The 14,389-nt window shown below is 44.5% G+C and carries 14 protein-coding genes; 8 read left to right on the top strand and 6 right to left on the bottom strand.

Annotated elements, in window-relative coordinates; translation table 11 throughout:
- Positions 1–105 precede the first annotated feature (105 nt).
- Positions 106–987 (top strand): glutamate racemase, encoded by an 882-nt coding sequence (gene murI / locus MIC7126_RS0120220; RefSeq protein WP_017654975.1) that lies wholly within the window; start codon positions 106–108, stop codon positions 985–987.
- Between the two features lie 15 nt (positions 988–1,002).
- Here the strand turns inward: murI and MIC7126_RS31370 are convergent, their stop codons facing one another.
- Positions 1,003–1,191: a hypothetical protein gene (locus tag MIC7126_RS31370; RefSeq protein ID WP_026100407.1), complete on the bottom strand. Its 189-nt coding sequence runs from the start codon at positions 1,189–1,191 to the stop codon at positions 1,003–1,005.
- A gap of 1,408 nt (positions 1,192–2,599) precedes the next feature.
- Between MIC7126_RS31370 and sds the strand changes: the two genes are divergently transcribed.
- Positions 2,600–3,571 (top strand): solanesyl diphosphate synthase, encoded by a 972-nt coding sequence (gene sds / locus MIC7126_RS0120210; protein ID WP_026100406.1) that lies wholly within the window; start codon positions 2,600–2,602, stop codon positions 3,569–3,571.
- A gap of 95 nt (positions 3,572–3,666) precedes the next feature.
- On the opposite strand, the gene MIC7126_RS0120205 is transcribed toward sds, so the two are convergent.
- A complete protein-coding gene (locus MIC7126_RS0120205; protein WP_017654972.1) occupies positions 3,667–4,140 on the bottom strand; it encodes a hypothetical protein in 474 nt (157 codons plus the stop codon).
- A gap of 205 nt (positions 4,141–4,345) precedes the next feature.
- Here MIC7126_RS0120205 and hetZ point away from each other — a divergent pair, with 205 nt between their 5' ends.
- The 5 genes from hetZ (at position 4,346) to gmk (ending at position 10,620) form a co-directional block, all read left to right on the top strand.
- On the top strand, positions 4,346–5,536 hold the full coding sequence (gene hetZ / locus MIC7126_RS0120200) for a heterocyst differentiation protein HetZ (RefSeq protein ID WP_017654971.1): 1,191 nt from the start codon (positions 4,346–4,348) through the stop codon (positions 5,534–5,536).
- Positions 5,529–6,509, top strand: coding sequence for a hypothetical protein (locus MIC7126_RS0120195; RefSeq protein WP_017654970.1), 981 nt, complete (start codon positions 5,529–5,531; stop codon positions 6,507–6,509). The genes hetZ and MIC7126_RS0120195 overlap by 8 nt, the downstream gene beginning before the upstream one ends.
- Before the next feature lie 365 nt (positions 6,510–6,874).
- A complete protein-coding gene (locus MIC7126_RS0120190) occupies positions 6,875–9,187 on the top strand; it encodes a transglutaminase TgpA family protein (protein WP_017654969.1) in 2,313 nt (770 codons plus the stop codon).
- Positions 9,188–9,578: 391 nt separating this feature from the next.
- The gene (gene remA, locus MIC7126_RS0120180; RefSeq protein WP_015127199.1) at positions 9,579–9,845 is read left to right on the top strand and encodes an extracellular matrix/biofilm regulator RemA; all 267 of its coding nucleotides are present in this window, start codon (positions 9,579–9,581) and stop codon (positions 9,843–9,845) included.
- Between the two features lie 175 nt (positions 9,846–10,020).
- Positions 10,021–10,620, top strand: coding sequence for a guanylate kinase (gene gmk, locus MIC7126_RS0120175; RefSeq protein WP_017654967.1), 600 nt, complete (start codon positions 10,021–10,023; stop codon positions 10,618–10,620).
- A 103-nt stretch (positions 10,621–10,723) separates the two neighbouring features.
- Here the strand turns inward: gmk and MIC7126_RS0120170 are convergent, their stop codons facing one another.
- The 3 genes from MIC7126_RS0120170 to MIC7126_RS0120160 all read right to left on the bottom strand — a co-directional run bounded on the left by MIC7126_RS0120170 (position 10,724) and on the right by MIC7126_RS0120160 (position 12,173).
- Positions 10,724–11,242: a photosystem I reaction center protein subunit XI gene (locus MIC7126_RS0120170; RefSeq protein WP_017654966.1), complete on the bottom strand. Its 519-nt coding sequence runs from the start codon at positions 11,240–11,242 to the stop codon at positions 10,724–10,726.
- A gap of 247 nt (positions 11,243–11,489) precedes the next feature.
- Entirely contained in the window at positions 11,490–11,639 is a 150-nt protein-coding gene (gene psaJ / locus MIC7126_RS0120165) for a photosystem I reaction center subunit IX (protein ID WP_017654965.1), read from the bottom strand.
- Positions 11,640–11,678: 39 nt separating this feature from the next.
- On the bottom strand, positions 11,679–12,173 hold the full coding sequence (locus MIC7126_RS0120160) for a photosystem I reaction center subunit III (RefSeq protein ID WP_017654964.1): 495 nt from the start codon (positions 12,171–12,173) through the stop codon (positions 11,679–11,681).
- A gap of 223 nt (positions 12,174–12,396) precedes the next feature.
- Here MIC7126_RS0120160 and tsaD point away from each other — a divergent pair, with 223 nt between their 5' ends.
- Positions 12,397–13,437, top strand: a complete 1,041-nt coding sequence (gene tsaD / locus MIC7126_RS0120155) for a tRNA (adenosine(37)-N6)-threonylcarbamoyltransferase complex transferase subunit TsaD (RefSeq protein ID WP_026100405.1) — start codon at positions 12,397–12,399, stop codon at positions 13,435–13,437.
- A gap of 32 nt (positions 13,438–13,469) precedes the next feature.
- Here tsaD and MIC7126_RS0120150 read toward each other — a convergent pair whose 3' ends face one another.
- The gene (locus MIC7126_RS0120150; protein ID WP_017654962.1) at positions 13,470–14,381 is read right to left on the bottom strand and encodes an alpha/beta fold hydrolase; all 912 of its coding nucleotides are present in this window, start codon (positions 14,379–14,381) and stop codon (positions 13,470–13,472) included.
- Positions 14,382–14,389: the final 8 nt, after the last annotated feature.

Here is a 14,389-nt window from a genome sequence, read left to right as displayed (position 1 = left end):
ATTTTTCATCGCTGATCCGATACACTTCATACTTCTTGCATCAACGACAATTTCTTAACTAAATCCTGTATCTTTAAATCAAAAAACCTTAACCAATATCTGCCTGTGTATTCATCTCCCGTTTTTGAAGGCAATTTCTACCAATTTTCTGAGCAAGAACCTCAACGCGCCCCAATCGGCATATTTGATAGTGGTGTCGGCGGTCTGACAGTACTGCGACAGCTTTATCGTCATCTCCCTAATGAGTCAGTTATTTATTTTGGTGACACAGCACGACTCCCCTACGGTATTCGGACACAAGCGGAAATTTTACAGTTTGTGCGCGAGATTTTGACCTGGATGCAACAGCAGCAGGTCAAAATGGTGATTATGGCTTGCAACACAAGTTCGGCTCTAGCACTAGAAATAGTCCAAGAAGAATTTAACCTACCTATTTTAGGAGTTATCCTCCCAGGTGCAAAAGCCGCAGTCCAGCAGGGAAGTCGTATAGGTGTGATTGCTACCCCAGCTACTGCCAAAAGCAACGCCTACCGACACGCAATTTTGGAAATTAACCCTGATGTCCAAGTTTGGCAAGTCGGTTGTCCAGAGTTCGTGCCCCTAATTGAGCAAAATCGCATTCACGACCCCTATACTACGGAAGTGGCACGCTCTTATTTAGAGCCTCTGTTACAGCAAGAAATAGATACCCTAGTCTATGGCTGTACCCATTATCCTCACCTAGCGCCGGTGTTGCGATCGCTCCTACCATCTCAGGTAAAATTAGTTGACCCGGCTGTTCATGTTGTCGCCGCCTGTGCCCAAGAATTAGACCTGCTAGGCTTGAAAAATACACACCCACCACTACCCACTCGCTTCGTCGTCAGTGGCTGCCCTCGACAGTTTGCCCAATCTAGCATACAGTGGTTAGGCCACACCCCTGTAGTTGAAGAGGTCTGTTTTACGGATGCTACAGTGTCACATTTGCAGCAAGATTGTGTTGGATAACTAGTTAAAAGTTGACTATTGACTATTAGCTACTTCAGTCACCCTTGAGCTAAGGGGGTGTTTTCTATTCACTGTTTTAGGAGCATGATTGGTGGGCGCAGAGTTTTTACCTGTACGCTTTGCTAGTGCTAACAATAGATAAACGGTGAATAAATACCCAGCAGCTAAAATAAAAATCATCATAGGCATGTTTCCGCACATCATTTTTCCACCCGCACCTTTGTAAAATTAATATGAAATTTCATAACGCTATCTGAATTTTGACCAACCAAGTTATCTCTTGATGGTCGTAACAAACTAAGGTTAGCTTGTCCGTAGTGGAACAACTCCCTACGGCAGGCAACTAATTATTTGATTTAACTTTTCGCAGACTACACATCCCAGAGCAGCTGGATAGCCAAAAGGCTAAACATAGCTGCGCTCCTCAGCATTCTACCTAGTCTGCGCCATCTTACTTGTACCAATATTGGTGGAGAATTACTGACTAAACAGTGTGCGCTCAAGACGTGTAACGACTTTCCCTAAGGATAGCGCCCAACTCCAGCCTAATATTGTCCGCCGCCCAACAACCTAAAGAATTTATTTCTTGAGTTTGACTGCGACGATTTGTTCTAGACTCACTGCACCTAATAAGTATAATTACTTAGAGGTTATTTCCCTGTCGGGAGCAAATATCTAAAAAATTTTAAATCCCTAGATTTTAGCGTAACACAACGACCCCGAATTTTAAGCCAACTTTGTGGCTAAATTTAAAAATTTTTTCTTGACTTTAACAAAGCTAGAAAAACTTGTCTGAACTGGAAAACAGATAATGCGCGTTGGTTAATTGAGTAATGGATAATGGATGTTTTCGGAAATTGTAACCAATAATACTTTTTGCTCTTACTACCAACATATATCCCAACATGATAGATCCTTACTGTTAGAGATTTTACGTAACCAAGTATTAATTATTACTAAATATTGGATTTGCTAGGAAATTAACACAACTTGACTTGTTTATGTGGCAATTGCTGAAACTAAAAACTCCAGATTTCCAGAAAAATCTCTCTCTAGTAAAAATACTGTATTAATTATATCACAACAGCTTTAAGAAGCCAGTTTATTTACTGTCGAAAAAACCCTCCACTATTAACAACATAACTGCTTAAACCAGATAACCGCAGAAAGCCCGCTTAACGGCTAGTATCTGGTATTTGCTACTCAGTACAAACAAGAAATGATGAGTCAACTCAAGGTTGAGGTCTCAGGTATGTAGACGCCTGTAAGGCGGCTTGCCGCAGGCTAGTATGAAGTCGGAAATCCAGTTAATCTTGTTGAAACAGTTGTACGGATTCTCTTCATACTTGAAACATATTTTTTTTGTAAAGATGCAGCACTAGTGTTTACAGGATGTAGCTGTATGTTGACCAACCTGAAATCGTATTGCTCACGGGAAAATCCCACAACCGAATCTAAAAATCTCTCTTTTCGAGATCTTAGTTGCTCTCAAAAGTTGATGCTCAGGGAAATCTAGGATTCCTTAATCAAAACTTTGCGCTGGCTCAGGATTATCTTAAAATGAGTATAAGATATGTAAACTTTCGTAACCTCAGCCAGAGTCCGCCTATCCATGACGTCAGCTACCTCTATGTTTAACCCTGTGGAAGCAGACCTGCAAATACTAGCAGATAACCTGATACAGTTAATTGGCAATGATCACCCCATCCTCTACGCAGCAGCAGAACATTTATTTGGCGCCGGGGGAAAACGTATCAGACCAGCAATTGTCCTACTAGTATCGCGGGCCACAATGCTAGAAAAAGACATCACACCTCGTCACCGCCGTCTAGCTGAGATTACGGAAATGATACACACAGCTAGTTTAGTGCATGACGATGTAGTCGATGAGTCGGAGGTGCGGCGGGGCGTTCCCACAGTTCACAGCTTGTTCGGTAATCGCATTGCTATCCAAGCGGGAGATTTTCTTTTTGCTCAAGCTTCCTGGTATTTGGCAAACTTGGATAACTTAGAAGTGGTCAAGCTGTTATCACAGGTGATTATGGATTTAGCTACTGGAGAAATTCAACAGGGACTAAATCACTTTGACACCAACACTTCAATTGAAACTTACTTGAACAAAACTTATTATAAAGCTGCTACTTTATTTGCTAACAGTTCTAAAGCAGCTGGCCTGCTGAGTGAAGTCCCGTCGGCAATGGCAGAACACCTATATGGCTATGGACGTCATTTTGGTTTAGCTTTTCAAATTGTTGATGATATTTTAGATTTCACCAGTTCCACAGACACTTTGGGTAAACCTGCAGGCTCAGACCTCAAAAGTGGGAACTTAACTGCACCAGTTCTTTTTGCCTTAGAAGAAAAACCATACCTGGAAAAATTGATTGAGCGACAGTTTGCCCAAGAAGGAGATTTAGAGCAAGCATTAGCGCTGATTCAAGATAGTCAGGGAATACAGCGATCGCGCGAATTAGCGGCACACCATGCTAAGGTAGCAGTTGAACATCTGGCTACTATCCCACCTTCAGACTCCCATCAAGCACTGATTAACATAGCTGATTATGTGCTGAGTCGGCTTTATTAGGATCTAAAGGCGTGAGACTAGGCGCTAGAGGCTAGGGGCTAGAGACGAGAGGTTAGGTCTGGAATTTTTCGCTCCTATTCTCTATTTCCAAAGCCTCACGCCATGTTAGGTGGTATCTGCCCTGGTGAACGGCTACGCTGCAGTTGTTGTTGAATCTGCTTTTCCATGTCAACTCGCCGAATTTCCACCGCATTGGTGGTTTGTCCTGGAGTTTCAAAAAAAACTATACTATCTACTGGCTCTAGTGCCACCAATTGAAACAGAATGTGCGTGACAGGAATAGCTGTAGCCGTTATCTGAGGGTCAAGCCCAGCAGATAAAGTTAAAGTAACATCCTGTAGACTAGGAAAAGCATAAATTACCTGCTTTTCTAATCCCGGATTTGTACGGTTGCTCAATGTAGTTAAAACCCAGTCAGAATCTGTATTTTGGAGAATATAATACTGGTAATGGCGCAACTTTTGCGCGATCGCATTCAAAACGGGGGCAATTGCTGTGACAAGTTGTGGTGTTATACCATCATGGGGTGCATGATCAATTAGCAATTGAATTTGTGCTGGTAAATCCATAATGACTTGTAAACGGTTCCTGGGTAATGGCCATAATATCTATTGCAGCGTGAAAAATTTCACCAGACTAGGGAATAATAAACTCAGCCAAGTTCCAGAGCACAGAATTGATATGCACCTAGCTTATACGCAAAATGCATAAAGCCAACACCCACGGTCGTACAGGTTGTGTTTAAGTATATAAGGGTCTTTTGAAACTGAGACTATGAATTCAGCCGCAACCGCAACTATTCAGGGAGAAAATTCTATCGGCGTGGAGGTGATATTTCAACTCCTATTCCAGGAGTTTCAACAGTCAACCAAAGCTTCGGAGCAAAATTGCCGCGATGTGGCAACACGGATTGCTGCCGAAGTATACCGGATTTGCAATGAGAGTAAACGCATCCAAGCTTCCGGTGCTGTAGAAAACTCAGCCATAACCCTAGCCCGTCATCGGCTGCAACAGTGTCTCAGATACTATCAACTGGGTTCCAATCGCGGCAGGGTAGAATTACATAGTACTCTGAGTGCTATTATTTATCGTTACATTAATCCCCCTCAGAAGCAATTGAGCTACCAAGGGCGGCTGACAATCATTGAAGATTTTCTGCAAAGTTTTTATTTGGAAGCATTAAACGCTTTCCGACGCGAAAATCAACTAGGCCCTACCTATCGCCCGAAAACGCTGCTGGAGTTAGCGGAGTATATGGCATTTACCGAGCGCTATGGTAAGCGCCGAATTCCTCTTCCAGGACGCCAGCAACAGCTAATTATTCTGCGAGCACAAACTTTTTCCCAACAGCAACCACCAGAAACCAGCGTAGACATTGAACAAGCCGCTGAAGGTAGTGCTAATGAAGCTGATGGTTCTTGGGAAGAGCCAGCAGTGCAGCAATTACGTTCGACAATGGCGACGCAACCAGAACCGGAGCCAGAAGAAGATACGTTGCGCTCTGTGGTGATTGCAGAATTAATGGAATATCTGGAACAACGACAGCAATCTGACTGTGCTGATTATTTCTCGCTCCGTCTCCAGGATTTATCAGCACAAGAAATAGAGTCAATTTTGGGCTTAACCCCCCGTCAGAGAGATTACTTACAGCAGCGATTTAAATATCATTTAATTAGGTTTGCTTTATTACACCGCTGGGAATTGGTGCATGAGTGGCTAGAGGCTTCTTTGCACACAAATTTAGGCTTGACTCCCCAGCAATGGCAAGCCTACACAGCACAGCTCGACGAGAAACAGCAATCTTTACTGGAGTTAAAACAACAAGGACAACCAGACGAAAAGATTGCCAAAACTTTAGGGTTGTCAATGGCACAACTACAAAAACGATGGTTTAAAATTCTGGAACAAGCTTGGGAAATTCGTAACTCTTTAGTGTCCGGATCAGGTGCATCTACTCATGAATAGTGACTCAGAATCCTTACAACACCAGTTACTTAGTTGGGTTTTGGCAGATACTGTCGAAACCCACAAGCATCTTTCGGTGGAATGCGAGGAAGTTGACGGGGTAGATAACCCTCTCAAAGCAGCCACTACGTCACCAAGTGGTGAGCCGGAGTTGGGAGGGAAGCCCCAGACCTTTCAACTGGGAGAAATTCCTACTGTGCAAGAACGTTTCCAAGCCGTCCTTAAGCGTCGGTTACAAATCCAAATCCAAAACCACCCGCCTCTATTCCCCTGGGAAACACAACTAGTTGAATATCCCGACTACGTAGACGAGCCATCACTGGCATTAGTTCCTACCTGGGGATGGATGGCGCAGCAGTCCAAGCTGAATCTGCCGATTACTCTGCCAGAAAGAGTTTTCCAGCAGTTGTTAGAAAAATGTCAAGTATTGTTGACGTCTTCTTTGCCACTTGGGGCGAAATTAGTCCAAGTTGTGGAGGAGTTTTTCCCGAATGAGACTCAAACGCTTAATGATTTAGCGGGATTAGTACTCAGAAGCACCTATCGGTCTTCTGTAGACGTCTTGGCGATACCGAATATTCAGAGCGATTACTCAGCCCTCCTAGAACGCCAACAGATGGCGCTGTCACTGCTGGCGGCTAAACAACTGTTGGATAATTTGACTGTGCCACTTTCACCGAGCAATCCGGTGGCTCATAGAGAATGGCTGACTAGTGCAGGTGCGCTGACTCTGAAAGTAGAATATCGGTCTGAGGGTCAACACAGAAAGTTGTCTGTTCAAGGCGAGTTACCCACTCATGGAACTTTAAAACTTTATGGGAATGGTGTTGAAGCATCAGCCCAGTCTCTAAGTCCAGGAAATCTCAGTTTAGAACTAGACTGCAGCCGACCTCATCAGACTTATACCCTAGAGGTTGAGTTTCCAGAAGTGGATCAACAACCATTTTTGTTTGTGATTAACCCAACGATGTAGGCGCAACTACCACCGCTAGCACTCTCAATTGATAAACGTCCATAGATATAAGATTGTCCTGGTTTGAACCTATCCTTTTTTTAACAAGCGGTCATGAAAGCGTCTGAGCAAACCCATGCGTGGGAAAAAACTTGCATCAGGCGCTTAAATGTCTAGAGGCTTTTTTGGGGCAAATTCTCGCTATCTGCAGGGAATTTCCGGATTTAAACAATGGGAGAAACCGTAGTTGCGCTGAACGCGACGCACCACAGGCTAGGCTACATTAGCTCCTGTAGGTCAGGGTAGTTGGTTTTTGTGCCCAAGACTGTATCTCTAGTATCCATATCATCGCTTGTCTTTCATTTAGAATGCTCAATTTATCCAGGATGAATCGGTTTTGGCGTTTTTCTATAGGCGATCGCTGGCGCAAAAGTACGCGAGAGTCGCCTTTGGCGTTGGTGGAAAATTCGATTTCCTTCCGGGCGCTGGTGCTAGCGTTGGTAGTTACGGGAGTTGTGGCGACGGATATTGCGGCGCAAGAGACGTTTAGTTTTTGGGCGATTCCGCTGAGTATTACAGGTGCAATTTGGAGTCACTATCGTCGCCGCGATGTCAATATTACAGTTAAGTTTTGTATTGCTATTGGCATGTTAGCGGCACTTGGTGCTTTTTTTGGGCGGTTATTTGGCGAATTGAATGACACCCGGTTAGGTTTGGCGGAGTTATTAATTCAACTGCAGGTACTCCACAGCTTTGATACGCCTCGTCGTCGGGACTTGGGTTATTCAATTGTGATTGGGCTGATTTTGTTGGGCGTAGCGGCGACACTGAGTCAAACTTTAGCATTTGCGCCGGTGCTGCTATTATTTTTAGCGATCGCTCTCCCCACTCTAGTCTTAGATTACCGCTCCCGCCTGGGTTTACAGCAGATAAAAACGCAAATTCCCCAGGGAAAAACCCAAAAATTATCTTCTCTTTTAACTTTTTATTTTTTACTTTTTACTTTAGTTTTAGGGCTGGGTTTAGGAATTTTTGCGGTTTTACCCCGGTTCCCTGGCTATCAATTGCGGACTTTTCCTGTGAGTTCGACTATTCAGGTAAAAAATGGTTTTACAGGGCGTCAGATTATAAATCCTGGTTATGTTCGTCAGGGTAATGCTGGTCATCAAGGTACTGGCGACAGTAGCCAGGAACAAGGACAAGCAGGTAAACCAGGAAACCTAGATAATAGCTTTTATTACGGTTTTAATAGCCAAATTAACCAAAACCTGCGGGGAGAGATGAAACCCAAAGTGGTGATGCGAGTGCGATCGCAGGCTGAGGGTTTTTGGCGAGTCTTGGCTTTTGACCGCTACACAGGTAAGGGTTGGGAAGTTTCGCGTAATGATGATGTTACCACCCTCAAGCGATCACCTTGGTCTTATCAAATTTTTCTGCCTTTACCACCCATCTCTGGTCAAACCCAAGAAGTGGTACAAACTTACACCGTGGTGTCGGATTTGCCAAATTTGATTCCCGCTATGGCCCATCCTCGGGAAATTTACTTTCCCACACCAATTATTGCGGTTGACCGGGAAAATGGGTTGCGATCGCCTGTGGGTTTAGCAGCAGACCTCACCTACACCGTGATTTCCGAAGTCCCACACCGCGATCGCACTTTATTAGCACAAACTGCGAAAACATATCCCCAAGATATTCAAGATTATTATCTCCAAATCCCCCCAGAAATTGCGACAAAAGTCAAGCAACGCACTGAAGAAATTTTAGCTAACTACAACCGAGAACGAGTAGCAAAGTCAAATAAATCCCTAGAGTCTCCTTACGAACAGGCGCTTTATTTAGCTCAGTATCTGAAGCAAAACTATTCAATTCCGGAAAATGCCCTAAACTTGCCTTATTTGGGGGAAAAAGATGATTTGGTAGAGACTTTTCTCTTCAAATATCAAGGTGGCTATCCAGACCATTTCTCAACAGTGCTGACGGTGATGCTGCGTTCTATTGGTATTCCGGCGCGGTTAGTGGCGGGGTTTGGCTCAGGGGAGTTTAACCCATTTACGGGAATGTATGTTGTTCGCAACACAGACGCCTACGCGATGACGGAGGTCTATTTCCCTGAGTATGGCTGGTTTGCTTTTGACCCTATTCCTAATCATCCCCTGATTCCCCCTTCCGTTGAGGATGTACAAACTTTTAGCGTTCTGCGGCAATTTTGGCAATGGGTGGCGGGGTGGCTACCGTCTCCCTTGACAGGTTTACTGGATCATGTATTCGGGACAATATTCACTCGGGTAAGTAGCGCGATCGCTTGGTTTTTGGCTTTATTTACCCAAGGCTGGTTGGGTATTTTCACTGGTTTAATGGTGACGACAACAGCAGCTTTTGGCAGTTGGTGGGGCGCGGTACAATGGCGACATTGGAGCGATCGCCGCAGATTGAAGAGATTACCGCCAATGGAAAGCCTTTATCAACAAATGCTGCACTGGATGGCGCAAAAAGGTCTAGGTAAACATCCCGCCCAAACACCACTAGAATACGCTCAAGTTTCCTATCAGCACCACGCCGCAGTCACTGCTGAGGTGATTGAGGAAATCTGCCAAGCTTATGTTGGCTGGCGCTATGGCGGTCATGCGCCTAATTTAGAGCAACTGCGACAAAGATGGGAACGAGTGCAGAAGACTGCTAGCGATCGCTATAACTAATTATTTTTCACAGATGCTTGTGGTGGAGACGTGGCAATGTCACGTCTTTGCTGTATCGTAATTAACACGAATTGAGATGATGGTTCTCCTATAGCTGCACCCACTACCTATTTTTTGGTCAGCGTGGATTTCCACCCAGAGAAGTATATCTAATCCTAGTCCAGGGGAGCATCCTAGAAAGTAAACTGTAGTAACTGCTATGGGGATGATTTTTCATGCATCTTTGGGTATATTTTCAGCAGTATTAGCTGATAAAACAGCTAAAAAAACCATTTGCTTGGAAAAAACTCAAGCTGACGTGAATTTAATCGTTGTAACTCTTGTTTTTTAGGGATAACATGGAAATAAATACTTACCAGTTTCTTACACCACGTTTAGTGTCAGTCATTCTATGGAGATTCAGTTAATCAATATCGGTTTCGGAAATATCGTGTCTGCTAACCGAGTAGTGGCGATCGTTAGTCCAGAGTCTGCCCCAATTAAGCGCATCATCACCGATGCTAGGGACAGAGGTCAATTAGTGGACGCAACTTATGGGCGTCGCACCAGGGCGGTAATCATCACTGATTCCAGCCATGTAATTCTTTCGGCGATTCAACCGGAAACGGTGGCGAACCGCTTTGTTATTTCCCGCGAACATCAAGTTGTGGATAATTAACTAGGTATGGGTCGCTGACCCTATCCTATTTGCGACACTTGGCCTGTAACATGTGAATTAGACGGTTTTTCTGTCACCAGTGCTACATGTTCCTTAGTCAATAGTTATCCTGACAACAAATACCAGGCTACAGACTAATGAATAACGTCTATTGATGAATTCACAGGTTTAGCGGATGATGCAAGTTCTACCGATTCAGAGTGGTGCTTCTACTAAAGAATATTTGCCTCATGGTAGGCTGATTGTTTTAACCGGACCCAGTGGCGTCGGTAAAGGGACTTTAATGCGATCGCTTTTAGAGCGTCACCCCGAACTGTACTACTCTGTATCCGTAACGACGCGTTCTCCTCGTCCAGGAGAAATCAATGGTAAAAATTATTACTTTATTAGTCGCAGCAAGTTTGAACAGTTAGTCGCCCAAGGGGAATTTTTGGAATGGGCCGAATTTGCTGGTAATTATTACGGTACTCCCCGTGAAGCTGTGCTCAACCAAGTCAAATCTGGCAAATTGGTAGTGCTAGAAATAGAATTAGATGGCGCAAGACAAATTCGTTGCTCTTTCCCCAGTGCTCAGAGCATTTTTATTTTACCCCCTTCCTTTGAGGAATTAGAGCGGCGCATCCGTGGTCGCGCCCAGGATTCGGAAGAGGCGATCGCCAAGCGCTTACAACGCGCCCAAGCAGAAATTCAGGCTGCGAATGAATTTGATCTTCAAATTGTCAACGACGATTTGGAAATTGCGTTAAGTGCGATCGAAGCGGCTTTGTTTAAATAATTTCACATCCCTACACCTGACCATTTCCTCACAACTAATCAAGGACACAAAGTCTAAAACTCTGTGTCCTTTGTCATCTGTCAATTATTGACCAATGACTAAATTAGCCGACCAAGCCTTGAATTAGTGCCAGATTAATAGTTAAGAAGTAAGCTACTAAGGCACCACCAATACCACCAATTAAGAAAGCACTGGTAAAATTATTCCAGCCTTCAGTGGAGTTAAAAGCATCTGGAGGATTAGGAACAGTCACGCTAGCAAGTGCTTTGGGAGGATTGCTATTAGCGTATATAGATAAAGCAGCGGTGAGAACCACAACTAAACCGATTGCTCCCAAAAGTCCAGCTAGGTTAGCGCTATCTGTATCACGGAGGGGCCCTAATTTAGCAAAGGGGCCGAACAACAAATAACCATGAGCTTGACCGACTTCTAACCCGCGTCTGAATGGAGTTAGACCAGGGCGATATGCAGGTAAGTTATTAATCCACCATTTGCTGATGGGAGAAGCATTAATTGGAGTTTCTAAGTTGCCTATTTGCGGATCACGTCCTGCGGGGAAAACAACTTCCCGATTTCTCGGATCGCTAGCGAGATTTTTGGATGCATCTACTGCTTGCGCCATATCTTGTGTTCGCCTCTAAATTAGAATGGTAGCATTTTTATATTAATAATAATTGTCGCCAAAGAAGCTTTTTAGCAAAGAAGTTTAGAAAAATTAATTTAGTTGCTTTTAAAAGTAGAAAACTCGTAAGCTCTCAACAGCATTACGAGTTTCAAAAAACCATTTTCAGTGCCTAAATCAAGCACCCTCAATCAATAATATTGGGGGCAAGACCAAGCACCAAAATTCAATAAACTTCTGACTCTACTTATGGTAAAGGATGGAAAAGTAGGTCTGGGAAGAAGCGGTTAAATTCAATCAAAATGCCTGCAGTGATTGTCAACCAAAGAGCGGTGATCACAGGCGCTGTGGAAATAAACTTAACCAAGTAAGATGATTGATCGCCTTTGTCTGCCATAAATTTAGTCTCCGAAACCAGTGAATGACTGAAGTTGAATTATCTTGGGGAAACAGTGATTTCTGAATCCTTGGCTGTTAATTCACCTGACAAGAATTCCTTGATAGCAGCTGCAGGCCAAGCAAAACCTGTAGCCATGATTGGTAGTGCCAAAGCAAGATCAATCTGGATTTCTTTCTGTTCAGCGTCAGATCCCTTCTTGATCGCTTGTAGATAGGCACGACCTACCCAACCGATCCAGCCAGTAATGTAAAGGAACAGAATACTGGGGATAAGAAAATCACCAGCACGATCAAGACGACCATCAACAATCAAGTGGGGGTAGCCTTCGGGGCCACAGAGCGCCTGAGAATAGCGTTCAAAGCGCTTTTTACCGCCTTCAGGGTCAGCGGTAGTATTCCGAGCATTTGCTGCCAATTCCTGAAAAGCAGGAGTGTCTTTGCAGGGTTTCAAGTCAGCCCCTAATGCTTGTGCTGGTGGGGCAAAATTGAACCAAAGACTAACAGCTAACAGCAAAGCAAACAATCGTCGCATGGAGTTGTTTCCTTTTATTACAAAACGAGAAGTTTTTTGTACAAAACGAAGCGGCTTGTACAAGCTTTATTTACATAACTAGCAAGTCATCATACTCTTGGCTGGGAACCGAGTAAAGTTTAAGTAAATAAAAGTTAAAGCTTCTCAAACTTGAAAACGGTGATTGGGGCGGTGGACAGGTTCCCCAATGCCCAATCCCCTATTACCTATCCCCTTTTTTGCCATGACAATCGTTTTCGCAATCGAGACTAGCTGTGATGAAACTGCCGTAGCAATTGTTAACGATCGCCAAGTATTGAGCAGTACGATCGCCTCACAAATTCCCATCCATCAGCAGTATGGTGGGGTAGTACCAGAGGTTGCATCCCGCCAACACCTAGAAACACTCAACTGGGCGATCGCCCAAGCTGTAGAACAAAGCGGACTCGACTGGAGCCAAATCGATGGGATAGCCGCCACCTGCGCCCCTGGACTCGTAGGCGCGCTGTTAGTGGGTTTAACCGCAGCCAAAACCCTAGCCGTGATCCACAAAAAGCCATTTTTGGGAGTTCATCACCTCGAAGGTCACATCTACGCAACTTACTTGAGTGAACCAAGCTTAAATCCCCCTTTTCTCAGCTTACTAGTTTCCGGGGGGCACACCAGCTTGATTTACGTCAAAGAGTGTGGTGTATATGAAACTCTAGGAGAAACCCGCGATGATGCAGCCGGAGAAGCCTTTGATAAAGTCGCACGGCTGTTAAAACTGGGTTATCCAGGCGGCCCAGTTATTGACAAATTAGCCCAAATAGGCAATCCCCAAGCTTTTGTCTTACCAGAAGGGAAAGTTTCACTGCCCAATGGAGGATATCATCCCTATGACAACAGTTTCAGCGGGTTAAAAACAGCAGTACTGCGTTTAGCGCAGCAGCTAGAAAAACAAACAGGGGATATACCCGTAGCCGACATAGCAGCCAGCTTTCAGGAAACAGTAGCCCGTTCCTTGACCAAAAGAGCGATCGCCTGTGCCCTAGACTACGGTCTAGACACCATCGCCATTGGTGGAGGTGTAGCCGCTAACAGTGGTTTACGAAAAAATTTACAAGCAGCAGCCAGCAAACACAACCTGCGCGTCCTCTTCCCACCCTTAAAATTCTGTACCGACAACGCCGCCATGATCGCCTGCGCCGCAGCCAATCACCTGTCCCTCGGACACACCTCCCCCCTCACCCTCGGCGTAGAATCCAGACTCTCACTCACCCAAGTCATGAAGCTGTATCACTAAAACGAGGGATGCGAGGATTACTCTTGCTCCTTTTAACAACCAACAATCGACCGAATGTGACCAGCAACTACATCCGGTTGCTCCAACATTGCCAAATGACCACAGTCGGGAATTTCAATCACATTATCGCCGCAGTATTGGAACAGTCGATGAAAACTCGCTAAATGACGAACATATTTAGGTTCCATCACCTTATCTTGAGTGCCGGTCAAAAAATACACTGGTTGCTGGAGATCAGATACCAGCTGGGGTAAATGGTTAACTTCTTCTTCCGTAGTCGAGTCTAAAAGACTTCCCAGCGCAGCTTCTGGATCAGCCACCACAAAATCAATCACTCGCTGACGCGCCCAATACCTCTCCAGAGGACGCACCACACTATCTCTAGTAAACAATAAATCAATCAAAGGTACTTGAGAAAGCCAACGTGGACGGATTTGTAACAACCGCTGACCCACTGAACGAAACTGCTCAAAAGCTTCTTTGAGATAAATCCCACCACCCGCATTAATACAAATCACTCCCTTAACACAATCAGGCATTTGAGCTGCTGCCCACAAAGCGATAGTACCCCCCAAAGAATGCCCAATTAACCAGGCACTAGAAATATTCAACTGTTGTAGGAGGATAATTAAATCCTGAGCATAGGCAGATGGAGTATAACGAGAATCAAAAGGAACGTTAGTAGCACCTTTACCATGAGTAGGAGCCAGACTCACAGAAATTTGTGCCTCGCTAAAATCAGTTCCTGAGTGAGACTGAGACTCACCAAAACCCCTCAAATCATAAGATAGACATTGTAAATCTATTGATAAGCGAGAAATCACAGGTTGCCAGTATCCACGGCTATTTAGCCAACCGTGGATAAAAACCAAAGCATGAGGATAAGACGTGGGCGCCGTCAGCTCATATGCGTGTGGAACGCCCAAGATTTCGATGGTTGCCATACCTAATA

The sequence above is a fragment of the Fortiea contorta PCC 7126 genome (assembly GCF_000332295.1).
Lineage (GTDB): Bacteria > Cyanobacteriota > Cyanobacteriia > Cyanobacteriales > Nostocaceae > Fortiea > Fortiea contorta.
Note: the sequence above shows the minus strand (reverse complement) of the source record. Positions and strands in the feature narration are given on the sequence as shown.

Bases quoted from the DNA above. Each gene is read 5' to 3' on its own strand.
- MIC7126_RS0120150 (WP_017654962.1), bottom strand. From the start codon at position 14,381: ATGGCAACCATCGAAATCTTGGGCGTTCCACACGCATATGAGCTGACG.
- gmk (WP_017654967.1), top strand. From the start codon at position 10,021: ATGATGCAAGTTCTACCGATTCAGAGTGGTGCTTCTACTAAAGAATAT.
- MIC7126_RS31370 (WP_026100407.1), bottom strand. From the start codon at position 1,191: ATGATGTGCGGAAACATGCCTATGATGATTTTTATTTTAGCTGCTGGG.
- MIC7126_RS0120160 (WP_017654964.1), bottom strand. From the start codon at position 12,173: ATGCGACGATTGTTTGCTTTGCTGTTAGCTGTTAGTCTTTGGTTCAAT.
- MIC7126_RS0120170 (WP_017654966.1), bottom strand. From the start codon at position 11,242: ATGGCGCAAGCAGTAGATGCATCCAAAAATCTCGCTAGCGATCCGAGA.
- psaJ (WP_017654965.1), bottom strand. From the start codon at position 11,639: ATGGCAGACAAAGGCGATCAATCATCTTACTTGGTTAAGTTTATTTCC.
- MIC7126_RS0120190 (WP_017654969.1), top strand. From the start codon at position 6,875: ATGAATCGGTTTTGGCGTTTTTCTATAGGCGATCGCTGGCGCAAAAGT.
- remA (WP_015127199.1), top strand. From the start codon at position 9,579: ATGGAGATTCAGTTAATCAATATCGGTTTCGGAAATATCGTGTCTGCT.
- sds (WP_026100406.1), top strand. From the start codon at position 2,600: ATGACGTCAGCTACCTCTATGTTTAACCCTGTGGAAGCAGACCTGCAA.
- MIC7126_RS0120205 (WP_017654972.1), bottom strand. From the start codon at position 4,140: ATGGATTTACCAGCACAAATTCAATTGCTAATTGATCATGCACCCCAT.
- MIC7126_RS0120195 (WP_017654970.1), top strand. From the start codon at position 5,529: ATGAATAGTGACTCAGAATCCTTACAACACCAGTTACTTAGTTGGGTT.
- hetZ (WP_017654971.1), top strand. From the start codon at position 4,346: ATGAATTCAGCCGCAACCGCAACTATTCAGGGAGAAAATTCTATCGGC.
- tsaD (WP_026100405.1), top strand. From the start codon at position 12,397: ATGACAATCGTTTTCGCAATCGAGACTAGCTGTGATGAAACTGCCGTA.